This window comes from Peribacillus sp. NPDC006672 (assembly GCF_050274955.1).
In the GTDB taxonomy this organism is placed as follows: Bacteria; Bacillota; Bacilli; order Bacillales; family DSM-1321; genus Peribacillus.
On the sequence record NZ_JBNNOR010000008.1, the window covers coordinates 187,706 to 211,763 of the forward strand.

Below are 24,058 nucleotides of genomic sequence, written 5' to 3' on the forward strand. Positions count from 1 at the left end.
ATGCATTTATATACGAACGTCCTAAAGGAGTGTAAGACATGATCAATCAACTTTCATGGAAAGTTGGCGGACAACAAGGTGAAGGTATTGAAAGTACAGGAGAAATATTCTGTATTGCCCTCAATCGCTTAGGTTATTACTTGTATGGCTACCGTCATTTCTCATCCCGAATCAAGGGTGGACACACGAATAATAAAATTCGTGTAAGTACTACGGAAACTCGTGCTATCTCTGATGATTTAGACATCTTAGTTGCTTTTGACCAAGAAACAATTGACGTCAATTATAAAGAATTACATGAGGGTGGCATCATTATCGCAGATGCAAAATTCAAACCTGTCTGCCCAGAAGATACAAAGGCAGAATTATATATTGTTCCATTTACGGAAATAGCAGCCGAATTAGGAACATCTTTAATGAAAAATATGGTCGCTATCGGAGCGACATGTGCTGTGCTAGGAATGGAAATTTCCGTATTCAACGATGTGGTTGATGAAATATTCGGCCGCAAAGGTGAAGAAATCGTAAAGAAAAATATGGAAGCCATTACTTCAGGCTATAAGGCAATGGAAGTGATGCTTGGAGAAAAACTGGGCGCAATGGAGCTTGAAAAAGCAGACGGCCAAAAACGATTGTTCATGATCGGGAACGATGCTATCGCTCTAGGTGCAGTTGCAGGCGGTTGCCGCTTCATGGCAGCTTACCCGATTACTCCGGCCTCGGAAATTATGGAATACCTGATTAAAAAACTTCCTCAATTGGGTGGGACGGTCATACAGACTGAAGATGAAATCGCAGCAGCTACAATGGCGATTGGTGCAAACTATGGCGGTGTACGTGCCATCACTGCTTCAGCTGGTCCTGGACTTTCCTTGAAGATGGAAGCGATTGGTTTAGCGGGCATTACCGAGACGCCAATTGTCATTGTCGATACTCAGCGTGGCGGTCCATCTACGGGACTTCCTACAAAACAGGAGCAATCCGATTTAATGGCCATGATTTATGGTACTCATGGTGAAATCCCTAAAATCGTAATGGCTCCAAGTACAGTCGAAGAAGCTTTTTATGATACGGCAGAAGCATTCAATCTTGCAGAGGAATATCAATGCCCAGTTATCGTTTTATCCGACCTACAGCTATCATTAGGTAAACAAACGGTTCAGCCGCTTGATTATGGCAAAGTGGAGATAAGACGCGGAAAATTGGTTGACTTTGAAATTGAAGAGTCTGAAAACAAATCTTACTTCAAGCGTTATGAAGTAACGGAAGACGGGGTCTCACCACGTGTAGTGCCTGGTATGAAAAATGGAATTCACCATGTTACAGGTGTTGAACATGATGAAACGGGCAGACCTTCTGAGACGGCTTTGAATCGTAAAGTGCAAATGGATAAACGGATGCGTAAGCTGAATAATTTAACTAACACATTCCAAACACCAGTATACAAAAACACACCGCATGAAGAAGCGGATTTATTAATTCTTGGCTTTAACTCAACACGCGGGACGATTGATGAAGCGATCGGCCGGTTAGAAACGGATGGAATGAAAGTGAATCATGCGCATATCCGTTTGATTCATCCTTTCCCCGCTGATGAAGTCCTACCGTTGGTGCAAAGTGCTAAGAAAGTAGTAGTTATTGAAAATAATGCGACTGGACAATTGGCTAATATTATCAAGATGAATGTCGGACATGTTAATAAAATTAAAAGCATCCTAAAATATGATGGCAACCCATTCCTCCCGCATGAAATTCACACACAATGCAAGGAGATGTTCGAATATGGCAACGTTTAAAGAGTTTCGTAATGATGTAAAACCTAACTGGTGCCCTGGCTGCGGAGATTTCTCCGTTCAGGCTGCCATGCAGCGTGCGGCAGCCAATGTAGGATTGGAGCCGGAGAATCTGGCTGTTGTTTCCGGTATCGGCTGTTCAGGACGTATATCCGGTTACATCAAGTCATACGGTTTCCACGGAATCCATGGCCGCTCGCTGCCAATTGCCCAAGGAGTGAAAATGGCCAACCGTGAATTGACCGTTATAGCTTCAGGCGGTGACGGAGATGGTTTTGCAATCGGGATGGGACATACTATTCATGCAATCCGTCGTAATATTGATATTACGTATATTGTCATGGATAACCAAATTTATGGTTTAACAAAAGGTCAGACTTCTCCGCGATCAGCTGCTGGGTTTAAGACAAAATCCACTCCAGAAGGATCAATTGAGCAGGCTGTTTCACCTATGGAATTAGCTTTGTCAGCTGGCGCTACGTTTGTCGCCCAAAGCTTTTCCACTGACTTGAAAGACCTGACAGCGATCATTGAAGCAGGGATAAACCATAAAGGGTTCTCCTTTATCAATGTTTTCTCTCCTTGCGTAACATATAATAAGATTAATACGTATGATTGGTTTAAACAAAACTTAACTAAATTAAACACGATTGAAGGCTATGATTCATCAAATAAAGAACAGGCCATGCAGACTTTGATGAAACATGACAGCCTTGTGACAGGGATTATTTATCAAGACTCTTCACGTCCTTCGTACCAGGAATTAGTGCCAGGGTATGCTGAAAAAGCGTTAAATAAATCAGATTTGACACTGGATCAAGCGCACTTTGATAAGCTTGTTGCTGAATTTATGTAAAGTGAAAAGGTTCACCCCTTAAGATGGGGTGAACCTTTTTTGTGGTTAATGATTAGGCTCTCCAGTAGATATGCCACATGCTAGAAGACTTACGACTGGCTTAGCTTAACAACCGTTGTTGCATCCGCCGAAGTTACGGTTAATAACCGCCGCCCCAACCGCCACCGCAACGGCCACCGCAACGGCCACCGCAACCGCAACCGAAACCGCCACCGAAACCGAAGAAACAACAACGATTCCTTCTTCTACAACAACAGTTGTTGTTGTTATGATGATGGTGGTGATGGTGTTGTTCGCGGTCCCGATTGCTTTCCTGATTCCCTTCCCGCCTATTACAGCCTCTCACAGCACGACAAAAATCGTCTGCGATTCTATCGTTATTCCTGTTACCATGATGATCATGATTTTGGTTTTCAGAACATGACATATAAGTCACTCCTTCAATTATTTTGTTGTACAAGATATCTTATTCGAGAGCGGACAAGATGTTATAGAAACATGACCCATTTAACAAAAATGTACGAATGCCCCAAAATCAACTTTATTTTTGTACAAAAGACCAGTACAAAGGCGATTAGGTATTTTTTCAATTAGTTTTTCATATCTTTACATATTAAGGCAGGTGAGAGCAGCCCTATTTCAGGGGGAGTGTATATGCTGAGAGGGAAAATGAAAGCAGTCGTCAAACATCACCGAGGATATGGGGCACAATTACAAGTTGTCGATATTCCAGATATTCGAGAGGACGAGGTCTTGATTCGAGTAAAGATGACCTCTATATGTGGAACAGATATTCATATTTTCACATGGGATAAATGGTCGCAGGGAAGAGTGAATCCACCATACGTTTTTGGACACGAATTTGCTGGGGAAGTAATGGAGATAGGAGCAAATGTGAGCAATGTTTCAGTTGGTGATTGTGTATCTGCCGAAACACATATAGTTTGCGGTACGTGCAGGCAATGCTTAACCGGGCAATTCCATATTTGTAAAAAAACAAATATTATCGGCCTCGATAAACAGGGATGCTTTGCAGAGTATATAGCACTGCCCGCCAAGAATCTATGGAAAAATCCAATTGGTATGCCACTCGATATAGCTACCATCCAAGAACCGATGGGAAATGCCGTTCATTCAGTGCTTGCTGGAGAGGTCCTGGGTAAAGCGGTGGCCATAATCGGCTGTGGTCCAATTGGGCTTATGGCAGTTGCTGTAGCAAAGGCTGCAGGTGCCGATAAAGTGATCGCTCTTGATATTAATGATTATCGGCTTCAGCTCGCCAAAAAGATGGGGGCTACAGACCTCATACATTCAATTAATCAGAATCCACTGGAAATCACAAAAGACCTCACAAATTCGGATGGGGTGGATGTGGTATGCGAAATGAGCGGTAATCCTGCAGCTATTGAACAAGGGTTTAAGATGGCGACGAATGGTGGAAGGATATCAATTCTAAGTCTGCCTTCTCAGCCGGTTACGCTTAATATAACGGAAGATATTGTATTCAAGGGTCTTACTGTCCAAGGGATAACCGGAAGGAAAATGTTTTCAACCTGGCAACAGGTTTCAAGTTTGCTTGGGAGTGGCAATGTTGATGTAAAACCAATGATTACGCACCGATTTTCACTAAGCGATTTTGAGAAGGGTTTTGAACTGATGATCAAAGGTCAGTGTGGCAAGGTGCTTCTGATCCCTTAACCATCAGAAAAGGAAGGGAAATGAGGGATTTTGAATCAATGGAAATAGCATTGCTTGCATTTGAAAGGTCCGAAAAGGGGCTAGGGATCATCCAATAAATGATGAAGAAGAGGCTAATTTCGTCATATTGAATATACGAATCAAGCCTCTTCTTTCTTGTTCTTATTTTCCGTGTTTGTGAAAAATTTCTTACAATTGAAGAAGGCACGACAGAATGATTGTTTCTTGCTGTTAAAAGCTTTATACTAAGTTAATGTGGATATATCACACTTAACAACTAACATTTACTGGTAATTCTTAAAAAGAAAACCGTATAAAACCATTAGAAGATAGGTCTTGAAATAGTTGGTGAAGAAATAAACTAACTATTTTGAAAGGAGATTAACTATGAACGAGAAACAACGATTAGAATCACAACAAGTACAGGCTGAAAATTCAGCGGACAAAAAATCCGATAAGGACTTCAGTAAGTACTTTCAAGCCGTTTATATTCCGCCATCCCTAAAAGATGCGAAAAAGCGAGGAAAAGAAGAAGTAGAATACCATGATGACTTTGCAATTCCTGAAGGTTTCCGTGGAATGGGAGAAGGCAAAAAGTTTTACATTCGTACATATGGCTGTCAAATGAACGAACATGATACAGAAGTCATGGCGGGCATCTTTACAGCACTTGGTTATGAGCCTACAAACACGGTGGATGATGCTAACGTCATTTTACTTAACACTTGTGCGATTCGGGAAAACGCAGAGAATAAAGTGTTCGGTGAATTAGGCCATTTGAAATCATTGAAATTGGAAAAGCCGGATCTTTTGCTTGGGGTTTGCGGTTGTATGTCACAAGAGGAGTCTGTTGTAAAGCGGATTCTAGAGAAGCACCATTTTGTAGATATGATTTTCGGAACGCATAATATCCACCGGCTGCCGCAAATTCTTAATGAAGCTTATCTTTCCAAGGAAATGGTCATTGAGGTTTGGTCCAAAGAAGGTGATGTAATCGAGAACCTACCGAAAGTGCGTAAAGGCAAAACGAAGGCATGGGTCAATATCATGTATGGCTGCGATAAGTTTTGTACATACTGCATCGTACCTTACACAAGGGGTAAAGAAAGAAGCCGCAGACCTGAAGATATCATACAGGAAGTCCGTCATTTAGCGGCGCAGGGTTACAAGGAAATAACCCTGCTTGGACAGAATGTGAATGCATACGGTAAAGACTTTATGGATATTGAATATCGTTTCGGTGATTTGATGGATGAAATTCGCAAAATCGATATTCCGCGTATTCGTTTTACGACCAGCCATCCCCGTGACTTTGATGATCACTTGATTGAAGTGCTGGCTAAAGGCGGAAATCTCGTTGACCATATCCATCTTCCAGTTCAATCGGGAAGTACGGAAACACTTAAAATCATGGCCCGTAAATATACACGCGAACAATATTTAGAGCTAGTAAGGAAGATTAAGGAAGCTATCCCAAGTGCATCGCTAACAACTGACATCATTGTAGGCTATCCGAATGAAACGGAAGAGCACTTTGAAGAAACGATGTCTTTATACCGTGAAGTTGGTTTCGATGCAGCATATACTTACATCTATTCACCACGTGAGGGAACACCGGCTGCGAAAATGCAGGATAATGTACCGATGGAAGTGAAAAAGGAACGCCTGCAACGCTTGAATGCCCTTGTCAATGAAACGTGTGCATTGAAAATGAAAGAGTATGATGGACAGATTGTTGAAGTGCTTGTTGAAGGCGAAAGTAAGAAGAATGCGGAAATATTAGCAGGTTATACAACGAAAAATAAGCTCGTGAACTTCAAAGGACCAAAATCAGCAATTGGCCAAATAGTAAAAGTGAAAATCACTGGAACGAAAACATGGTCATTAAATGGGGATATGGTTGAAGAAGCAACGGCGATTGAGGTGGAGTAATATGACGAAATATACTAAAGATGACATACTGTCAAAAGCGGCAGAGCTTGCTGAAATGATTGCCAGCACGGAAGAAGTCGATTTCTTTAAACGGGCAGAAGCTCACATCAATGAAAACCAAAAAATCCGTGAAATGATTGCCAGTATCAAGAGCTTGCAAAAACAGGCGGTAAACTTCCAGCATTACGGCAAAGAGAAAGCATACAGCCAAGTTCAGGCTAAAATCGATGCACTGGAAAAACAATTGGATGAACTACCGATTGTCCAAGAATTCAAACAATCCCAAGTTGATGTAAATGATCTTTTGCAAATGGTCTCATCACAAGTATCGAATAAGGTGACGGACCTGATCATTGAATCGACTGAAGGCGACGTCCTTCGCGGTGAGACAGGTTCACAGGTGCAAGCCGGCGGCGGAAGTTGTTCATGAATATAAAAAATCCCTTCTGATTTTGAACTATGCTCCATTTTTCAGATAGCATAAAAAAGTGCCTATGAGCTAATAGGTGGTCCCGGTATTGTACCGGGGCCATTTTCTTTAGTCCTCATTGATAAACGGCACTCATTGTATTCTTCAATAACTCGATTAACTTCTTCCTTCACATCCGTTAAATTAGTAGATGTTTTATATTCTGCTAAATCTTTAAAGTGGCCAAAAAAACTTTCCATCGGCACATTATCCTAACTTTTTGCCTTACGGGACATGGATTGGGTTAGCCAAAGTTCCTTCACTTTGTTTGAAATAACGGATGGGTGTAATGGAATCCTTGCCTCAGAATGCAGGATTGCACTCGCATGGAACTCGTGATTCCAGCCTGCCTTAGCTTGTTTAATGTTTCAAAAACGATATTCTTATCTAATAACGTGGATAAATGATACGTAACAAATAGGCTTTTGACCCTTTCCATAATAAAGATAGGTAAAGTCTGTAAGCAGAATTTTCCCTGGATCCTTCTGTTTGAATTCACGATTAAGAAGGTTTGGACAAGTAAGGTGCTCCTTGGTTGCCTTAGCCATCTTTCGATACGGATTGGCCCTTCTGATTTTTGCGAAGAGATGATATTTTGCCATCAAGCGTCTGATTTCCTTATGATTCATGACGGCCAATAATCATTTTTCATAACCAATTTGATCTGGAGGGCGCTTACTTTTTCCTTTTTCCTGAGGAATATATTTTTAATTAATTCTATGTTCAAATCATCCTGTTCCTCGCGTAGCTCGCGGGTTGGAGCTGCCTTTAACCATTCGTAGTAGCCACTTCGACTTACACCAGCCGATTTGCATAGATAGGAACCAGCCTTCTTTAACTGGCATTGCCTGATCGTTCTTTCAATCAGATAGAACTTCTCAGCTGCAGTTAGAATGATTTCTTTTTCAACGCCCGCCTTTCTAACTCTTCTAGCTTTTTTAGGAAGTCATTTTCTGCTTCATTTGATTCTCGCTTCGGCCTTCCTAAGTTGATTCCCTGCAGACTGTGGGTTGGAAGAAGGGCATCCTGTACTTCCTTTTCCACGGCGTTCCGTAAGGAAGCCTTCCTCACCAAACCTTTGTATCACGCCATCGCTTAAGTTGTTCCTTACCAATTATTTCGAGATTAAATCCATGTACTATGAAAATTTGAGAGGGGGATTTCCCCTTTTTATATTCCTTAACAGCTTTTGTTTTAAATTCAGGATTATAGGAAATAGAACGCTCTGCAGCACTTATGATATTTGGATTCTTTTCAAGTTCTTTAATCTGAAATTCAGTATATATATTCTTACACATAGAAACCCTCCGTCCATACTCATTACACCATTGAAAATAACCTGGATAAGGGACACTTTTTTGTATGTCCGTTATCCGGGGGATAGTTCATTTCAGGAGGGCTTTTTTAATACTTGGAAATCCTTATACAGCGCCCATTCGTGACACATATCCCAAAAGATGCGCATAAAATAACCTAGGTTTAAAACATTACTGCAGTTTTCAAACAATTAAAATTCTACGCACACTAGACTTTTACCACGCATAGGATGAATGGAAACTGTATGAGGAGGGTTCGCTAGCATGTCACAATATAGAGAGATAATTACTAAAGCGGTGGTGGCAAAGGGACGTAAATTCACAAAGTCCTCTCACACCATTTGCCCGGCTCATCATCCTTCTAGCATTCTAGGTTGTTGGATCATCAACCATAAATACGATGCAAAGAAAGTCGGCAAAAAGGTAGAAATTCACGGCAGCTACGAAATCAACGTCTGGTATTCTTATAACCATAATTCAAAGACGGAAGTTGTAACTGAAAAAGTGCAATATACCGACGTGATTTCGCTGAAATACCGTGATCCCGATTGTCAAGATGACCATGAAATCGTTGCAAAAGCTGTCCAACAGCCGAATTGTTTAGAAGCTTGCATCTCCCCATGTGGACAAAAAATCATTGTCCATGTGGAAAGGGAATTCTTTGTGGAAGTCGTCGGCGAAACGAAAATTTGTGTCGCTGTTAATCCAGATGGCCGCTGTGAGGATGACTGGGGCTCTGATTTCGATGATGAGGAATTTGAAGATTTAGATCCGGATTTCCTTGATGAATTCGAAGACGAATAGAATATAGAAAGTAACTACCGGATGACATTCCCTTCATCCGGTTTTATTTAATTTGAAGCGGGGCAGGTCCCTTATCAAAAAAATAAGAATGAAATGATTTTATATTATATACGTGTACATATTTTTGGCAGATACTTAACTAGCATTCAACAGGTTATCCCACAGGGTAATTGATTTACATTCAATTTCGAATAGAGGCAATGTTGCTTACCTGTATGTTATAATGAAGGACATAAATGGGTAATAGATTTTAGTTTGGAAAGGTTTTGAAGGAATGGCTGGATATACTCCGATGATACAGCAATATTTAAAAATTAAGGCAGAGTATCAAGATGCCTTTTTATTTTTTCGTTTAGGCGATTTTTATGAAATGTTTTTTGACGATGCACTGAACGCATCACAGGAGCTCGAAATCACATTAACGAGCCGAGAAGGTGGTAGTGAAGATCGAATTCCGATGTGCGGGATTCCATATCACTCGGCTCCTAATTATATTGATATATTGATAGAAAAAGGGTTTAAAGTAGCTATTTGTGAACAGACTGAAGATCCCAAACAAGCCAAAGGTGTGGTACGCAGGGAAGTTGTCCAGCTGATTACTCCGGGAACGAAAATGGACAGTAAGGGTCTTAGAGAAAAGGAAAATAATTATATTGCAACCATCACTTATTTTACGGATGGTCAGTTTGGCTTTGGATACAATGATTTATCGACAGGGGAAAATAAGGTCACTTTGATTGAGAGTTTTGAAGAAGTTCTGAATGAATTTGCCATCCTTGGTGCTAGCGAAGTGGTCATCGCTGAAGATTTCAATGAAGAATGGAAAAAAAGACTGCAAGAACGGGGAGCTGCCGCTCTGTCCCTAGAGAATAATTTGGTTCAAAGCGAGTCATTCGCTGCATTGCTTCAACTGTTAAAAGACCAGAAACTGGCGACAACGACCTCACGTTTATTGAATTATCTATACCGTACCCAAAAACGCAGCCTGGATCATTTACAGCCAGTGCTTGCATATGAAACGTCACAATATATGAAAATTGATTATTATAGCAAACGCAATTTGGAGTTGACTGAAACCATTCGTTCCAAAGGTAAAAAAGGCTCATTATTATGGCTGCTTGATGAAACGAAAACAGCTATGGGCGGAAGGATGTTGAAGCAATGGATTGATAGACCGCTCATTAATAAAAAACAAATCGAGCGGAGGCAAAGCCTTGTTGAAACCCTGAAAAATCAATATTTCGAACGGCAAGACTTACGTGAACGCCTGAAGGAAGTGTATGACTTGGAGCGGCTGGCCGGAAGGGTCGCCTTCGGGAATGTAAACGCTCGGGACTTGATACAATTGAAACGTTCATTGCAACAGGTGCCAATCATTCGTGAAATTGTGAAGTCAATGGCTGCCAATCAGGATATTTCAATTCTTGCCGATAAATTGGATCCGTGTGAAGAAGTGACGGATTTGCTTGAAATGGCGCTTGTTGAAAACCCGCCATTGTCCGTCAAGGAAGGGAATATCATTCAGGACGGTTTCCATAAGGAGCTGGATATATACAGGGATGCCAGCAGGAACGGGAAAACTTGGATTGCTCAGCTGGAACGTGAAGAGCGGGAACGTACAGGTATCAGATCATTGAAAATCGGTTATAATCGTGTTTTTGGCTATTATATTGAAGTCACACGAGCCAATTTGCATCTGCTTGAAGAAGGGCGCTATGAAAGGAAGCAAACTTTAACGAATGCCGAACGTTATATCACACCTGAATTGAAAGAAAAGGAAGCTTTGATTTTACAAGCAGAGGAAAAAAGCATCAGTTTGGAATATGACCTATTCCTCAATCTTCGTGAAGAGGTCAAAAGCTATATCCCGCGCTTACAGGATTTGGCGAAAGGCGTCAGTGAATTGGATGTCCTGCAGTGCTTTGCGACGATTAGCGAAGAACGTCATTATGTGAAACCTGTCTTTTCTGATGATCGAAGAATCGTCCTGAAGGAAGGCCGGCATCCAGTGGTGGAGAAGGTCCTTCAATCACAGGAGTATGTCCCAAATGACTGCTTCATGGATGGAGAACGGGAGCTACTTTTGATCACAGGGCCCAATATGTCGGGTAAAAGTACGTATATGCGCCAGATTGCACTAACATCGATTCTAGCGCAGATTGGATGCTTCGTGTCCGCAAGTATAGCTGAATTGCCTATTTTTGATAAGGTATTTACTAGGATTGGCGCTGCTGATGATTTGATTTCCGGTCAAAGTACATTCATGGTCGAGATGCTTGAGGCAAGAAATGCCATTATGAATGCGACTGAAAACAGTTTGATATTATTTGATGAGATCGGGCGGGGAACATCAACTTACGATGGGATGGCGCTTGCCCAGGCCATCATTGAATATATTCATGAAGAAATTGGGGCAAAGACCCTCTTTTCAACTCATTATCATGAATTGACGGTATTGGCATCGGAACTGCCTAAATTGAAAAATATCCATGTCAGTGCAATTGAGCAAAATGGAAATGTTGTTTTCCTTCATAAAATTAAAGAAGGGCCAGCAGATAAAAGTTATGGAATTCACGTGGCAAAGCTTGCTGATTTACCGAAGCTGTTAATTGATCGGGCCGCTGCTATTTTAGCGAAGTTAGAGAATGAAAATGGACAAGAAAAGGGGATGCATGAGCAGCCTGTTGCTGTTGTAAAAGCACCTATTGCCGAAGCACCTCCGGTAACATCCGTCAATGAGGCACAGCTTTCCTTCTTTGGGGAAGAGGCTCCTAAGGGAAGAGTGAATTCTTCACCTAAGGAAAATAAGGTGCTGGACGACATAAAATCATTGGATATCCTTGAAATGACGCCGCTTGAGGCGATGAATATCCTTTATAAATTACAAAAGAAACTAAAATGAGAACAAAAGCGAGGCGATAAAAATGGGGAAAATCATACAGCTTGACGAGGCTTTATCCAATAAAATCGCAGCTGGCGAAGTTGTTGAACGCCCAGCCTCAGTCGTTAAGGAACTTGTGGAAAACGCAATAGATGCAAACAGTACCATTATAGAGATTGAATTGGTGGAAGCTGGACTTGGTTCCATTAGGATCGTGGACAATGGCGATGGGATTTTGGCTGATGACATTGAGGCAGCATTTAAACGTCATGCCACAAGTAAAATAAAAGATGAAAATGACCTCTTTCGAATTCGAACACTGGGCTTCCGTGGAGAAGCGATGCCCAGTATTGCTTCAGTTTCCCGTTTCGAATTGAAAAGCAGCACTGGCGAAGGTGTAGGAACGCGCATACTTCTTGAAGGCGGCATGGTTAAAGAACTCGAGGCTTCATCCAGCCGTAAGGGAACGGATATCCTGGTTTCCGACTTGTTTTACAATACTCCTGCAAGGTTGAAATATATGAAAACCATTCATACCGAGCTAGGAAATATTACGGATGTCGCTAACAGGCTCGCACTTTCGCACCCGGATGTTTCTATACGGTTATCCCACAATGATAAGCGTATCCTGCATACGAATGGTAACGGTGATGTCAGACAGGTGCTAGCCGCAATTTATGGGACGAATATCGCCAAAAAGATGATTCCGATTCAGGCAAGCTCTTTGGACTTCAAATTATCCGGATATATAGTTATGCCTGAGGTCACCCGGGCTTCAAGGAATTATATATCAACCATGATAAACGGCCGTTTCATAAAAAACTATGCACTCGTGAAAGCGATCTTGGATGGGTACCATACACTTCTCCCAATTGGCCGTTTTCCAATTGCTTTGCTGAATATTGAAATGGATCCGATTCTTGTCGATGTCAACGTCCATCCATCCAAAATGGAGGTAAGGCTCAGCAAGGAACAGGAACTTTACAGTCTTGTATCAGAAACGATTAAATCTGCGTTTAAAAAGCTATCTCTCATTCCTAGTGGATATACACCTGCACCAAAGCCTGAACAGGTGAAAAGTGAGCAAACTACTCTGGCTTTGGACCATGTCGTGGAAAACGGGAAGCGCGTCCTTGAAGAAGCCAAGAAAGAAGCTTCACTCTTGAATGATACCTTGATTCGGGAAAAGCAGGAACAAAAGAATTATGAGGATCATGTTGAAGATTTCAATCTCGAACCGATAAAGGAATTAATCTACAGCAATGAACAGCAGCAAATGGGAGATGCCTATATACCGGTCTTACAAGAAGATGAAAGAAAACCATATTTCGAATCGGCTGAAAAATATACAACCTACACTGTCGAGCAAGAGGAAGAAATCGAGGAGGATGAGTCGGAGAGTCGAATCCCTCCCATGTACCCAATTGGGCAGATGCATGGAACATATATTTTTGCCCAAAACGAAAAAGGCTTGTATATCATAGACCAACATGCTGCCCAGGAACGGATCAAATACGAATATTTTAAAGAAAAAGTCGGACGAGTCGAAAACGAGCTACAGGATATGCTGGTACCCATTACGCTTGAATTTTCGACTGACCAATGTATCCGGATAAATGAATATCGGCATGAGTTGGAACGAGTCGGCGTCTTTTTGGAGGAGTTTGGCTATAACGCCTATATTGTGCGAGCGCATCCACAATGGTTCCCTAAAGGAATTGAACAGGACATACTGGAAGAAATGATAGAACAATTGCTATCGATGAAAAAGGTAGACATAAAAAAACTGCGTGAGGAAGCAGCAATCATGATGAGCTGTAAAGCCTCCATTAAGGCAAACCGTCATCTGCGCAATGATGAAATTCAAGCACTATTGGATGAACTAAGACGGACAACCGATCCCTTTACATGCCCTCATGGAAGACCTATCATCATCTCCTATTCCATTTATGAAATGGAGAAAATGTTCAAGAGGATCATGTAATAAATAACACTGGAGAACCCTTATTTACAAGGACTCTCCAGTGTTATTTTTATGAAATGACCACTAAGTGACTACATTTATTGCTAAGGGCTCTTTTTACTTAGAGCTTATGAAAAGTTCTCTGCTGATGATTCCTGTATGTTCTGAGTAACATGACTATATTTATCTAATGTGATAGAAACTTTTGAATGTCCTAATCTTTCTGATACCACTTTGGAATTTTCTCCAATCTCCAACATTATAGTTGCATGTGTATGGCGTAAATCATGAAATCGAATCCTCTTCATGCCGGCAAGCTTAATATCATAAAGAAACTGCTTGTGTATCGTATTTGGATTGACTGGCTCTCCACCAAAAGCAGAAACGACAAAGTGATCCTCTATTAACTTCAACCCCACTTTTAGTAGTTGTGCTTGTTTCTTAACTTTGTAAGATTGTAATTCTTCAATCATCTCATTAGTAATAGAAATATTTCTTTTTCCGCTATGTGTTTTCGGGGTTTGTAAAACAAGACCTTGACCTGAAATATAATAAAGGGAGTGCTGCACAAAAATTCTCTTGTTGATAAGGATTGGGGAAAGCTAACAGGCGCAATGGTAGATGTTAGCAACCTGAATCTAAGAATCTTTGATAATCCTGGTATTACCGTTAATCAAATCTGGGCGAAGGTCCGTAAGATGAAAAGGGAGTACGAAGACAAAGACATTCTGGTCATTATTGATTACCTGCAGCTCATTACAGGTTCAGCCAAACATAAAGGGAATCGAATGCAAGAAATTAGCGAAATTAGTCGGATGCTAAAGCATATGGCTAGAGAATTGGATGTATGCGTTATTGCCTTAAGTCAGCTATCAAGGGCGGTAGAACAAAGGTAAGATAAACGGCCTATGATGTCAGATATACGTGAATCAGGACAAATTGAGCAAGATGCTGGCGTGATTGGATTTCTTTATCGGGATGATTATTACGATAAGGAATCGGAGAGCAAAAACATTATCGAAATCATTATTGGCAAACAAAGAAATGGCCCTATAGGAACCATATCACTAGCATTCATCAAAGAGTATGGGGTGTTCCTCAATCTGGAGCGCAGACATGACGGTTAGGGACCTTTATCATGAGTCCATCAAATACAAGCATACATCACTACGTTTGTTTATTGAATTTCTGGTATATGAAAAAAACACGGTGAAATTTAATGACGATAAATCAGTACTCGATCTTTATTTCAAAGCGAATAATAGACCGAGAATGAAGGAGCTGTTGCAAGAATATCAGAGAAGTAATTATGGGTCAGCTATATGACGGTCCATTATAGCAGCATCATAGAGACATGAGGATCATTTCGTGGAGGTACACGTTATGGTTTAATCTCTAATATTTGGTTTTAGGAGGAGGTATAAATATCAAAAATTATTGATTTAAATACTTTCGCAAATAGGAGCTCTTTCTGAGCGATTTAACAATGAATTACAAAGGGTCCTGTCGCCTTAGTTGCTTTGCCAAAGACATTGATAAATAAAAATTCTCCATTCGGTCAACGAGGAATCCGAGAATTCTCTATTCAACCTATTTTAATTTTACCACAGGGAGGAATCTTGATGAATGAAGCTGCCAGGCTAAGTAATGAAAATACTACAAGATTACAAAATGTTGATATTGTTCCTCATACAGTGAGAATGGAAGTTAATATAATTGAAATGCATAATCCTTGCGTAATTGTCTTTTGTAATGGGAAAGTGAAATTAAGGGAGCTTCCGCCATTTGGAGAATATAAAATTACCACACATCAAGGAAAGGTAAAAAGAATGAGAAAAGAAGAAGGCGAGGAATTTTAGAAATTAGTAATATCGGTTGACTTTTTATATTTTAAATGTAAAATAGTTTATATATATAAGGTCAAGGGGGTATACTAATGAATGAATTAAAGTTTGCTGAATCAGGTATCATAAGGAAAGTGGTAAGAGCCTTTTCTGATAATTTGGTATTAGATGTACAAGAGGTTAGGAAGTTATTAGAGTTAAAAAAGTTCAATTCAAAATATGCCCTTGCTTGGGATATAAGATATTCAAGGATTGAGGATCTAGATGGGGATAATAACATAGTAGCTCTTACATCCAGAAGAGGTTTTTGGGGATTTTCAATGTTATTAAATATAGAGTCAGGAACATTATTCGTTTTCACAAAGGAAAAGAATTTAGATGAAGTAATAAAAAGGTTTGGAAAGGAAAAACTTCATTATATCCATTCCTTGTTATTTTTAAATAAAAAGTATGATGAGGATTTTGGCTTAATGCATGAGGATTTTCAGTTATCACTGCAAATCGATGGAATTGAAGAGTTTGATGCACAAAGAAAGCTAGATGCAATTAACATTTTAGGTGATTATTATAGCGACATAAATAAAGTGATCCTAGTTACTTTAACGGAAGAAAATAACGTGGCGGTTAAAGTAGAAGCAGGTCTATTTACCTCGGATTGTCAGTTAATTGATAAAGAAGACTGGAGTTCATTTATCCGCCCTGCTTTTAATGATAGGGAAGTTGATTCTGAAGAAATTGAGAAAGAGAACGCAAGCAAAAAGCAAACAGAAAAGTCAATACCAGTATTAAAACCCCAATATAGTAATTCATCAAGAAATGGCAAAGAGAAGAGGATTGTGGCTAAAAGAAAGCATACAATTGAAAAAAATAAAGAATAAATATTAACTTTGCCTCATAAATACGGAGGTTAAAATATGAGCAATTATAAATTTAATGGGAAAAGATTGAGAGAGGGTAGAATATATAGAGGTATTTCTATTACAGAGCTTGCTGACAGACTAGATGTCAGCAAGCAAATGATTTCTAAGTATGAAAATGGCAAATCATCACCTAGCTTTGAAGCAGTATTAAAACTTATAGATATATTGAAATTTCCTAAGGACTATTTTTACCAGACCGGTTTAGAAATAAAAACAGGTAATACTTATTTTAAATCATTACTGTCGACTGGAAAAAAAGAAAGAGAAATGCAATATGATCGAGTAAAGTATCTAACAGTAATGCGTTATTTTATGGAGGAATTTATCGATTTTCCAGAAATGAATTTACCTGTTATTGATGAAGAATCCTTGACCAACATCGAAGAGGTTACAATGCTGATTAGAGAACATTGGGGATTAGGAGATAAACCGATTAATAATATGGTTCGCCTTTTGGAGGAAAATGGATTTGTCGTTACTACATTAGAAACTAACATAAATACAATTGACGCTTTTGGAAGTAATCAAGAAATTGAAGATAAAAATTATTACTCAATTGTTCTTGGGAATGACAAAAAATCTTATTACCGTAGGCAGTTTACAGCAGCGCATGAGTTAGCTCATAAAATTCTTCATGATCCAGAAATAGAAATTGAAGAAATTACCAAGGGCGAATTCAGGAAAATTGAAGAAGAGGCTAATGAATTTGCTTCTGCCTTGTTATTACCTAGAGAGGCATTTATTAAAGATGTATCCTTGCATCCAAATGAGTTGAATTACTATAAATTTCTAAAGAAAAAATGGTGTGTGTCTATTAGCGCAATGGTAGTAAGAGCGCATAGACTAGGTGTTATAAGTTCTAATCAATATTCATATCTTCAAAGACAGATTAGTCAAAATGGATGGAGGACAATTGAACCTTTTGATAAAACTAAGCAGCTAGAGGAACCAATTGCATTAAGACAAGCGGTTGAGCTACTGATAGAAAATGACATATTAACTGGAAAAGAATTTCTAGATGGATTATCTAGTAAATATGAATTAAGTCTATTTAGAGAAGAAGTAGAAACATTATTAGGATTAGAAAAGGGTTATCTTAAAACAGAAACCACAACTGAAAATATTATTAATTTTAGTGATTTAAAAAAATGAGTATTTGTTCTACCAGACATCTGGAGGACATTGAATGAACGGTTTAACCGTTATTCAATGTCCTTTTTTGTTGTGTCGAAGGGGGATTTATTTATGGGAGTAAAACAACTAAGTGTATTTGAGGAAGTAAATGAAAAAGATGTACGGAGAATTATTGCTAAAGAGCTTAAACAGTATAGGGCTTTAAAAGTCGCTATTCAAAAAAAAACAGAACGGTACCAAGAAGGCGTCGAAGACCTTTTCCCTTCATTTAGCCGAAAGGAAAAAGAGAAAGAATTGAAAGTACGTCAAATCGATCGAGCATTAGATAACGCTCTTGATGAAATAGAACTCCAAATCATTAAGCAAAAATACTTTTCCTCTACCCGGGTAAAAGACATCAATTTATATCTAGACATGGGGCTAACAAAGGACCGGTACTACTCCCATAAGAGACAAGCAATACTTTTAATCGCTACAGCACTTGGTATCATTTGTGTGCAATTTATTTTTTACCAACAAAATCACGACAAAAAGTAGGAAAAAAACAGGGAGTTTATTAGGGATAAAACAGGGGAATTTTTATTTTTACCACTGAAGGTAGAATTTTCTTATCAGGTAATCTCCTGATGGGAGATGCATCGTTCCCATATCAATGGTGTACTCGAGTGTATCGAATGACTGAGAAGGTTGCCGGCTAATAAGGGGGAACAACTGGAGTCTAGCTGTATTGCGAACGATAGCTACGGGGCTACAAAGTGTGAAATTCCTTTGTAAAGACAGACTGTCATTTTGTACAGCGACCGTTACTGCAATCCTAGCCATTCTCCCGGGTGATTGATAAGAACGGGAACATCTTTTTAAGCAATTAGCATAATGAGGTGGTAATTCTAAGGGCATTCCTAGGAGTGCTTTTTCTTTTTGCTCAAAAGAAGATTAGAGTAGGTGGGAAAGGTGAATATTGTACAACCAATTCGCAATTTGAATACAATTCAAGAAATTAAGGCGATGTTAAAAGTGCGAAATGAGCGAAATTACATTCTGTTTTTATTCGGCATACAAACCGGTTTGAGAATATCCGATATATTAAAACTGAAAGTGGAGGATGTTCAAGGGTGGTCTGTTTTTGTAAAGGAAGGTAAGACAAAGAAAACAAAAGAAGTCAGAATGCCCCCAGAACTTAAAAAAGCCATTCGACAATTCGTTCAAGAGAAAAATAAAAATGAATTTCTTTTTCAGATTAGGCAAAAAGGCAAAAAAGGAAGAGTAAAACCTATTTCAAGAGGTATGGCTTATATTATATTGCAAGAAATAGCAGATGAATTTGATCTTGAACGGATTGGCTGCCATTCGTTGAGAAAAACATATGGATATCATCATTACAATCAGTACAAGGATGTTGCCGTTCTTCAAGAAGCATTAAATCATAGTCATCCGGAGATTACCATGAGGTATATTGGCATCACCCAGGACAAGCAGAATAAATACCAAACAGGGTTAAGAATCTAAAAAATCTTTTTTTGGACAAACAGTTAGACATAAAAACGCTATTGTTTAACTCTTTTTTGAAGGGGTCTGAAAGCTTCATACAGTAACGTTTTAAAGGTGTTGGCGAGTTATACTCCCTATGCGTGAAGATAACTCAGAGGTCTGTTTTTGGCTAGATTTCAAGCTGAATTCGATATGAAATAGAAATGTTAATTAAATTGAAAAAAAGAAGGTAATAATCAAGAAACAAAAGGCACCAAAATACTTGGTGCCTTTTCTCAATCAAACCAACTGTCAATTCTGTTTTTTATGTCGTTTGTATTAAGTTGAATCAAACGATGAAGCTTCGATAAAGTGAGCGCAAAACTGAAACCTAGTGGATTTTCGTTGTCAGTTTCCAGAAAAGATGTTCGTTCTTCAAAATAATGATTTGAAATTGTTATAAAAAAACAATCTTCATAATAATATTGGTCTTCTTCGTAATAAACTTTTTTTTCATATTTACCTACAATCACTATTCCGTTTTTACCTTCTGAGTAAAAGGGATCCTTTATGCTGCTGTATGTTATTGATCGATCAAGCAATTTAGTGTAATCTGATTTTGAGACCTTTTTCCACTTTATTTCAGATGTTTTAGTTTTTTCAGTTAAATTTTTTACAAATTCTCTCAAATCAAGTTCATTTTCTAAGCTCATTTTGTTACCTCCTTCAAATATTCTGTATGCTCATCTAATTCGTTTTCCAACCTTTTGATAACTTCGTATAACAAATATTGAATTTGTCTTTTTTTATCTTTTGAATCTGTTTTTGATGATTTAGCAACCTTTTTATTTAATTTTTTCAGTTTGATTTTTGTGGTTTTTGTAAGAATTGTGTTATAAATGCCTAAAGAAATAATGGATTCGGTTATCTTTGTATCATCTACAAACATATCATCTATTAAAAAAAGATAGGAAGTATGAAGGTCTAATAAGATTGTTTTTTTTGATTTATTATATTTTTCCTGTAAATGTTTTTTCATAAAATTATTTCTAATTTTATTTGTATTCACGCCTATGTATATTGTTAATAAAAAACTACCCACACCAAGGATAGTACCTAACACAGTAATCCAAAATCCCCATACAGTCATTGTATCGCTAGACATTTAATCATCCACCACTTCTTTCTGGAAATATATTTAATTTTAGTATATGAAAATACAATGGTCAATCTAATAAATTTATATATCGCAAATACATACGAAAACAAAGAGAGAAAAGTTTAAAATGAAAAGTGTTTTTTAAATTTACATGTTAAATTTATATCATCGAGAAAAGGGTGGCACTCATGTTAAGAGTGTCTTCTTTATAGGTATATAGAAGAGTATCCCTCTAATCATGTCGAATATTTTTAAGATATGATTTTGACTAATTGGAGATGATTTAAAATTCCATATGATTGCGAAAAATGGAATAAAAGAATAAAACTATGTTCGGATATGATTACATAGCCTAACACATTTGACGAGAAACACAACAGAGAAAAACTCTGTAGAAATATTAATTAAAATCTTAAATGTGTGATTTTCCTTGCTTCAAAAATAAAAGATTAAGTCCTTTATTTTTTTGTGTTTTGGTATTTTAGGAGCACATCCTTTGATAACAAAAATACAAAACCAGATCGTGGGTACATTAAATCCATTAAACTCAGAAAAAAAACAAGGGGAAAAGAAAAAAATATCTCATTTAGCAATTAGCATAATGAGGTGGTTATATAGAGGAACATAACTACTTTTGTGGTATTTTAATCATACAAGGAGAGGAATAAAATGCGGTTTGATTTATTGGATAATGGCATTGACTCATTAAAAGCTGTAGGGGATATTCTGAAAGACTATTATTATGATAATGAATTTGAAGGATATCAAATAAAGGATGCTGTTTTTCATTTTATGCATGGTGTAGAAATCAATATGAAATATTTACTACAAGAGAAAGATGAAAAGCTGATTTTTACAAATGAAAGGCAGTATTATGAAGCAAAAAGCCAGATGGAGAAAGAGAAGTTAAAAAGTGTTTTTGAAGCAAATCCAGAAATAAAAACCATTGATGTAATGACAGCTTTGAAAAGACTAACAAACAATACCAAGATTAAAGTAAGTAAAGAATTAAATGATTCAATAGATGCAATTAGATTGTTTAGAAATCACCTAATGCATTACACAGTTAATTTAAATGATGAAGAATTTGCTGCCCATGTTAATTTACTGAGAAACACTTTTGAAAAAGTGTTAAATCTCTTTAAAGAAAATATTCCTGTTTTCGATGGTAAATTTAATAATATTGACAGAGAAGAACCAGAAACCGAATATGATAGAAATTCTGATGCTTTAGCTGATCGGGCAATGGATGATTATGAAAATGGAAGAAACGATCCAGAAAACTACTAGCTAACAAAAGGATGTTATCAAATTTTGTCGAATTGAATTAGGGAAAGTGAGTTGAGATTATGGAGATAAATGAATCAGTAAAAGCTAATTCGGATATAACAGCAATTGATGTCATGCTGGAAGATTATAATAAGAGTGAATATGCTATTGTTATTACTCTTAAGGTGTTCAATAGATTAATGGAACATTCCCCTAAACATTTCAGTCATAAAGGAAGCGCAATACTATACAAAGGCGAGACACATGTATATCTTCACAATAGATCAGACGAAGAAATTACAGTTCAAAAGGCTAATAATTAATTAGAAGATAGCAACTAAAAAGCAATGAAACTGTTTGATTAGATTAGAATCGCTCACTATGTGTGAGTTTTTTAAAATTTACCTAAAAAAACAAACGAATGTTCCGTACTCCAATTGCAGTGCGCTAGAGTACTCTAAAATTTTTTCCTTCATTAGAACAAGATTCCTAAAGAAAATATATAAAGAAAACCCTCTGAATTAAAAATTTACCGAGAAAAATGTACACTCTCTCTGTATTAATGGATAAAGAGAGAGGAGGTGAAAGCCTGTGCACTTGTGTAGAGGTTGTAAAAGTGAACGTATAGAGAAAGTAAAGCCACTTTTTTATAAGAGGGATCATGTTGGTTATAAATATAAATGTCTGATTGCAATATGCCTTTTAAGGTTATGAAAAAGAAATAAGGTTTTAAAGCATCTGAAAAGTCGGGTGCTTTTTCTTTTGGAGAAAGAGGTGAGGAAGTGACTGATAAAAGGGCATTGATCAAATTGGCATATAAATGTGGTCATGTCAGAGAAAAGCATAAGCTGCTATATAAGCGTGATTAGATTGGATTAAATTAAATTAAATGTAGTGTGTCATGAGTATAAGCGGAGAAGGAGTTCAGACGAAAAGTAATACCTGATTTGATGGGAACTAATCGTGATACTTTCTAAAACATTGGTGAATATATAAGGAGGAAATAAATGAAGAAAACTATGTAACAAACCTTTGTTTACTAAGAAAGGAAATGATTGCAAATGAAAGCTTTAATAACATATACTTTTGATGTGAAAAAATTTTATTTCTGATAGGAGATCATCCAATGGATAATAGCCAAAAAAAAGTTTTTATTGTTACCCCAATCGGAGGCGATAATACAGATATTCGAAGAGCTGCAGAAGGTGTAATTGATGCAGTAATAATTCCAAGATTAATCGAAGCAGGTTTTAATGAGGGAAATATATCTGTAGCTCACAGGATATCCACTGCTGGTTCAATAAATAAACAGTTAATTACAAGAATTATTGAGGATGATTTGGTTATAGCTAATTTAACAAAACTTAACCCGAATGTCATGTATGAATTAGCAATTAGACATGCAATTAGAAAACCAGTTATTCAAATATGCGAGAATGGTACCAAACTTCCTTTTGATATTGTTGATGAAAGAACTATTTTTTATTCCAATGATATGCAAGGTGTTTTAGAATTAGGAGAAGGTCTAAAAAAATATATATTTGAATCATTGAAAGATGATCAACCAGATAACCCTATATATAGAGCAATTGAATCCCAGATGATTATTCAGCAAAGTCCTCCATCTGAAATAAATGTTAACAAATATCTTATTGAACGTTTAGATTCAATAGAGAATGTAGTAAGCAATTTAAATAATAGCTCTTTTCAAAATAACCGGAAAAATGAAATGTTGATTCAGTTGGAGCTTGATATTGGAGCTATTAAAGATGTTGACCCTATTGAGATAAATACTGATATAAGTACTATTTTACGAGATTATGGATATAAAGTTGGAAAAGCAAGCATACCATCGGGTAATTTAGAAGTAGGCAAAGTAAGTAAATTTTTATATTATCTTCATCCTTATGGTAATTTTGAATCTATTATTAGTTTACGGGAACTAGAAACAAGTTTAAAAGTAAGTGTTAATAATGATAATTATAGAGTTGTAAACGTTCGTACCATTTAACAAAAGATTAAAGATTATATGGTGTAACATTTTTAAGCCTTCTTGTAAGGCTTTTTTATTTGAATTTGAAACTAAAAAAAATATTAGAAGAGTAAATTATGGGTAAAGCAATTTGTCAAGACGCTTAATAAACCAAAAGTATAAAGAGTTTGCAGTGAAGGTCTATTATGAACGTGATAATGCACGGGTAATAAGCTAGCCTACTTCACTAAATACAAGCGTGATAAAGAGGCTAAGAAGTTCTATAACTCTTCTGCTTGGAAGAAGCGTCGTACTGTTGTATTAGCAAGAGACAATCATCTATGCCAGGAATGTTATAGAAAGAAACGGATAACACCTGCAGATATGATCTATCACACCATTCTATTATCTCAATTATGGGAAAACTTAATGTTATTAAGAAAGAAGGTGGAACAAATGTACATTGTTTATGATTTACTAGCCAAAGGGTTACTGTTGATTTATAAAACATTAAAGGGATTCATCGAATGGATCAAGCAGAAGTGGGAAGACTAAAGAATTTTTAAGTAATCATGAATCTA

22 protein-coding genes and 1 pseudogene are annotated in these 24,058 nt (G+C 37.6%); 18 read left to right on the top strand and 5 right to left on the bottom strand.

Going from position 1 to position 24,058, the window contains the following annotated elements:
* Window positions 1–38 precede the first annotated feature (38 nt).
* The 6 genes from ACQKKK_RS15105 to ACQKKK_RS15130 all read left to right on the top strand — a co-directional run bounded on the left by ACQKKK_RS15105 (window position 39) and on the right by ACQKKK_RS15130 (window position 6,709).
* Window positions 39–1,796 carry a 2-oxoacid:acceptor oxidoreductase subunit alpha gene (locus tag ACQKKK_RS15105; protein WP_427616959.1) on the top strand — a complete coding sequence of 586 codons (1,758 nt, stop codon included), beginning with the start codon at window positions 39–41 and terminating at the stop codon, window positions 1,794–1,796.
* Window positions 1,783–2,649 carry a 2-oxoacid:ferredoxin oxidoreductase subunit beta gene (locus tag ACQKKK_RS15110; protein WP_057913339.1) on the top strand — a complete coding sequence of 289 codons (867 nt, stop codon included), beginning with the start codon at window positions 1,783–1,785 and terminating at the stop codon, window positions 2,647–2,649. The genes ACQKKK_RS15105 and ACQKKK_RS15110 overlap by 14 nt, the downstream gene beginning before the upstream one ends.
* Before the next feature lie 115 nt (window positions 2,650–2,764).
* The gene (locus ACQKKK_RS15115; protein ID WP_427616961.1) at window positions 2,765–3,073 is read left to right on the top strand and encodes a hypothetical protein; all 309 of its coding nucleotides are present in this window, start codon (window positions 2,765–2,767) and stop codon (window positions 3,071–3,073) included.
* Between the two features lie 233 nt (window positions 3,074–3,306).
* Window positions 3,307–4,347 carry an L-threonine 3-dehydrogenase gene (gene tdh, locus ACQKKK_RS15120; RefSeq protein WP_427617066.1) on the top strand — a complete coding sequence of 347 codons (1,041 nt, stop codon included), beginning with the start codon at window positions 3,307–3,309 and terminating at the stop codon, window positions 4,345–4,347.
* Window positions 4,348–4,734: 387 nt separating this feature from the next.
* On the top strand, window positions 4,735–6,279 hold the full coding sequence (gene miaB / locus ACQKKK_RS15125; RefSeq protein ID WP_427616962.1) for a tRNA (N6-isopentenyl adenosine(37)-C2)-methylthiotransferase MiaB: 1,545 nt from the start codon (window positions 4,735–4,737) through the stop codon (window positions 6,277–6,279).
* 1 nt (window position 6,280) lies between these two features.
* Window positions 6,281–6,709, top strand: coding sequence for a RicAFT regulatory complex protein RicA family protein (locus tag ACQKKK_RS15130; protein WP_289317090.1), 429 nt, complete (start codon window positions 6,281–6,283; stop codon window positions 6,707–6,709).
* Window positions 6,710–6,771: 62 nt separating this feature from the next.
* Here ACQKKK_RS15130 and ACQKKK_RS15135 read toward each other — a convergent pair whose 3' ends face one another.
* Complete coding sequence (locus ACQKKK_RS15135) at window positions 6,772–6,948, bottom strand: hypothetical protein (protein WP_427616964.1); 177 nt, start codon at window positions 6,946–6,948, stop codon at window positions 6,772–6,774.
* An 867-nt stretch (window positions 6,949–7,815) separates the two neighbouring features.
* A complete protein-coding gene (locus tag ACQKKK_RS15140) occupies window positions 7,816–8,046 on the bottom strand; it encodes a hypothetical protein (protein WP_427616965.1) in 231 nt (76 codons plus the stop codon).
* Between the two features lie 282 nt (window positions 8,047–8,328).
* Between ACQKKK_RS15140 and ACQKKK_RS15145 the strand changes: the two genes are divergently transcribed.
* From ACQKKK_RS15145 to mutL, 3 genes are all read left to right on the top strand, one after another.
* Complete coding sequence (locus tag ACQKKK_RS15145) at window positions 8,329–8,868, top strand: outer spore coat protein CotE (RefSeq protein WP_089364422.1); 540 nt, start codon at window positions 8,329–8,331, stop codon at window positions 8,866–8,868.
* A 274-nt stretch (window positions 8,869–9,142) separates the two neighbouring features.
* The gene (mutS, locus tag ACQKKK_RS15150; RefSeq protein WP_427616966.1) at window positions 9,143–11,770 is read left to right on the top strand and encodes a DNA mismatch repair protein MutS; all 2,628 of its coding nucleotides are present in this window, start codon (window positions 9,143–9,145) and stop codon (window positions 11,768–11,770) included.
* A 22-nt stretch (window positions 11,771–11,792) separates the two neighbouring features.
* Window positions 11,793–13,733, top strand: coding sequence for a DNA mismatch repair endonuclease MutL (mutL, locus tag ACQKKK_RS15155; protein ID WP_427616967.1), 1,941 nt, complete (start codon window positions 11,793–11,795; stop codon window positions 13,731–13,733).
* 107 nt (window positions 13,734–13,840) lie between these two features.
* Here the strand turns inward: mutL and ACQKKK_RS15160 are convergent, their stop codons facing one another.
* On the bottom strand, window positions 13,841–14,281 hold the full coding sequence (locus ACQKKK_RS15160; RefSeq protein WP_427616969.1) for a site-specific integrase: 441 nt from the start codon (window positions 14,279–14,281) through the stop codon (window positions 13,841–13,843).
* On the opposite strand from ACQKKK_RS15160, the pseudogene ACQKKK_RS15165 reads away from it, so the two are divergent.
* The 6 genes and pseudogenes from ACQKKK_RS15165 to ACQKKK_RS15190 form a co-directional block, all read left to right on the top strand.
* Window positions 14,258–14,839 (top strand): annotated as a pseudogene (locus ACQKKK_RS15165) (DnaB-like helicase C-terminal domain-containing protein); the annotation flags it as partial. The gene ACQKKK_RS15160 and the pseudogene ACQKKK_RS15165 sit on opposite strands and share 24 nt — an antisense overlap.
* 495 nt (window positions 14,840–15,334) lie before the next feature.
* The gene (locus tag ACQKKK_RS15170) at window positions 15,335–15,571 is read left to right on the top strand and encodes an XtrA/YqaO family protein (RefSeq protein WP_427616971.1); all 237 of its coding nucleotides are present in this window, start codon (window positions 15,335–15,337) and stop codon (window positions 15,569–15,571) included.
* Window positions 15,572–15,648: 77 nt separating this feature from the next.
* Window positions 15,649–16,434 carry a DUF5986 family protein gene (locus tag ACQKKK_RS15175; protein ID WP_427616973.1) on the top strand — a complete coding sequence of 262 codons (786 nt, stop codon included), beginning with the start codon at window positions 15,649–15,651 and terminating at the stop codon, window positions 16,432–16,434.
* 36 nt (window positions 16,435–16,470) lie between these two features.
* Window positions 16,471–17,628 carry a helix-turn-helix domain-containing protein gene (locus ACQKKK_RS15180; protein WP_427616974.1) on the top strand — a complete coding sequence of 386 codons (1,158 nt, stop codon included), beginning with the start codon at window positions 16,471–16,473 and terminating at the stop codon, window positions 17,626–17,628.
* A 93-nt stretch (window positions 17,629–17,721) separates the two neighbouring features.
* The gene (locus ACQKKK_RS15185; RefSeq protein WP_427616975.1) at window positions 17,722–18,147 is read left to right on the top strand and encodes an ArpU family phage packaging/lysis transcriptional regulator; all 426 of its coding nucleotides are present in this window, start codon (window positions 17,722–17,724) and stop codon (window positions 18,145–18,147) included.
* A gap of 414 nt (window positions 18,148–18,561) precedes the next feature.
* Window positions 18,562–19,116 (top strand): tyrosine-type recombinase/integrase, encoded by a 555-nt coding sequence (locus tag ACQKKK_RS15190; protein ID WP_427616976.1) that lies wholly within the window; start codon window positions 18,562–18,564, stop codon window positions 19,114–19,116.
* Window positions 19,117–19,373: 257 nt separating this feature from the next.
* Here the strand turns inward: ACQKKK_RS15190 and ACQKKK_RS15195 are convergent, their stop codons facing one another.
* Window positions 19,374–19,790 (bottom strand): hypothetical protein, encoded by a 417-nt coding sequence (locus ACQKKK_RS15195; protein WP_427616977.1) that lies wholly within the window; start codon window positions 19,788–19,790, stop codon window positions 19,374–19,376.
* The gene (locus ACQKKK_RS15200) at window positions 19,787–20,242 is read right to left on the bottom strand and encodes a hypothetical protein (protein WP_427616978.1); all 456 of its coding nucleotides are present in this window, start codon (window positions 20,240–20,242) and stop codon (window positions 19,787–19,789) included. Before ACQKKK_RS15200 ends, ACQKKK_RS15195 begins: the two co-directional genes overlap by 4 nt.
* A 663-nt stretch (window positions 20,243–20,905) precedes the next feature.
* Here ACQKKK_RS15200 and ACQKKK_RS15205 point away from each other — a divergent pair.
* The 3 genes from ACQKKK_RS15205 (at window position 20,906) to ACQKKK_RS15215 (ending at window position 23,516) form a co-directional block, all read left to right on the top strand.
* Window positions 20,906–21,526 (top strand): hypothetical protein, encoded by a 621-nt coding sequence (locus tag ACQKKK_RS15205; protein WP_427616979.1) that lies wholly within the window; start codon window positions 20,906–20,908, stop codon window positions 21,524–21,526.
* Window positions 21,527–21,585: 59 nt separating this feature from the next.
* Window positions 21,586–21,828, top strand: a complete 243-nt coding sequence (locus tag ACQKKK_RS15210) for a hypothetical protein (protein WP_427616980.1) — start codon at window positions 21,586–21,588, stop codon at window positions 21,826–21,828.
* Window positions 21,829–22,631: 803 nt separating this feature from the next.
* Window positions 22,632–23,516 carry a hypothetical protein gene (locus ACQKKK_RS15215; RefSeq protein WP_427616981.1) on the top strand — a complete coding sequence of 295 codons (885 nt, stop codon included), beginning with the start codon at window positions 22,632–22,634 and terminating at the stop codon, window positions 23,514–23,516.
* The last annotated feature ends 542 nt before the right edge of the window (window positions 23,517–24,058 follow it).

Excerpts from the sequence above, each read along its gene's own strand:
- ACQKKK_RS15130 (WP_289317090.1), top strand. The coding sequence starts at position 6,281 with ATGACGAAATATACTAAAGATGACATACTGTCAAAAGCGGCAGAGCTT.
- ACQKKK_RS15145 (WP_089364422.1), top strand. The coding sequence starts at position 8,329 with ATGTCACAATATAGAGAGATAATTACTAAAGCGGTGGTGGCAAAGGGA.
- ACQKKK_RS15200 (WP_427616978.1), bottom strand. The coding sequence starts at position 20,242 with ATGTCTAGCGATACAATGACTGTATGGGGATTTTGGATTACTGTGTTA.
- mutL (WP_427616967.1), top strand. The coding sequence starts at position 11,793 with ATGGGGAAAATCATACAGCTTGACGAGGCTTTATCCAATAAAATCGCA.
- ACQKKK_RS15170 (WP_427616971.1), top strand. The coding sequence starts at position 15,335 with ATGAATGAAGCTGCCAGGCTAAGTAATGAAAATACTACAAGATTACAA.
- ACQKKK_RS15110 (WP_057913339.1), top strand. The coding sequence starts at position 1,783 with ATGGCAACGTTTAAAGAGTTTCGTAATGATGTAAAACCTAACTGGTGC.
- ACQKKK_RS15215 (WP_427616981.1), top strand. The coding sequence starts at position 22,632 with ATGGATAATAGCCAAAAAAAAGTTTTTATTGTTACCCCAATCGGAGGC.
- ACQKKK_RS15210 (WP_427616980.1), top strand. The coding sequence starts at position 21,586 with ATGGAGATAAATGAATCAGTAAAAGCTAATTCGGATATAACAGCAATT.
- ACQKKK_RS15180 (WP_427616974.1), top strand. The coding sequence starts at position 16,471 with ATGAGCAATTATAAATTTAATGGGAAAAGATTGAGAGAGGGTAGAATA.
- ACQKKK_RS15195 (WP_427616977.1), bottom strand. The coding sequence starts at position 19,790 with ATGAGCTTAGAAAATGAACTTGATTTGAGAGAATTTGTAAAAAATTTA.
- ACQKKK_RS15105 (WP_427616959.1), top strand. The coding sequence starts at position 39 with ATGATCAATCAACTTTCATGGAAAGTTGGCGGACAACAAGGTGAAGGT.
- ACQKKK_RS15135 (WP_427616964.1), bottom strand. The coding sequence starts at position 6,948 with ATGGAAAGTTTTTTTGGCCACTTTAAAGATTTAGCAGAATATAAAACA.
- ACQKKK_RS15205 (WP_427616979.1), top strand. The coding sequence starts at position 20,906 with ATGCGGTTTGATTTATTGGATAATGGCATTGACTCATTAAAAGCTGTA.
- ACQKKK_RS15140 (WP_427616965.1), bottom strand. The coding sequence starts at position 8,046 with ATGTGTAAGAATATATATACTGAATTTCAGATTAAAGAACTTGAAAAG.
- ACQKKK_RS15185 (WP_427616975.1), top strand. The coding sequence starts at position 17,722 with ATGGGAGTAAAACAACTAAGTGTATTTGAGGAAGTAAATGAAAAAGAT.
- mutS (WP_427616966.1), top strand. The coding sequence starts at position 9,143 with ATGGCTGGATATACTCCGATGATACAGCAATATTTAAAAATTAAGGCA.
- ACQKKK_RS15175 (WP_427616973.1), top strand. The coding sequence starts at position 15,649 with ATGAATGAATTAAAGTTTGCTGAATCAGGTATCATAAGGAAAGTGGTA.
- miaB (WP_427616962.1), top strand. The coding sequence starts at position 4,735 with ATGAACGAGAAACAACGATTAGAATCACAACAAGTACAGGCTGAAAAT.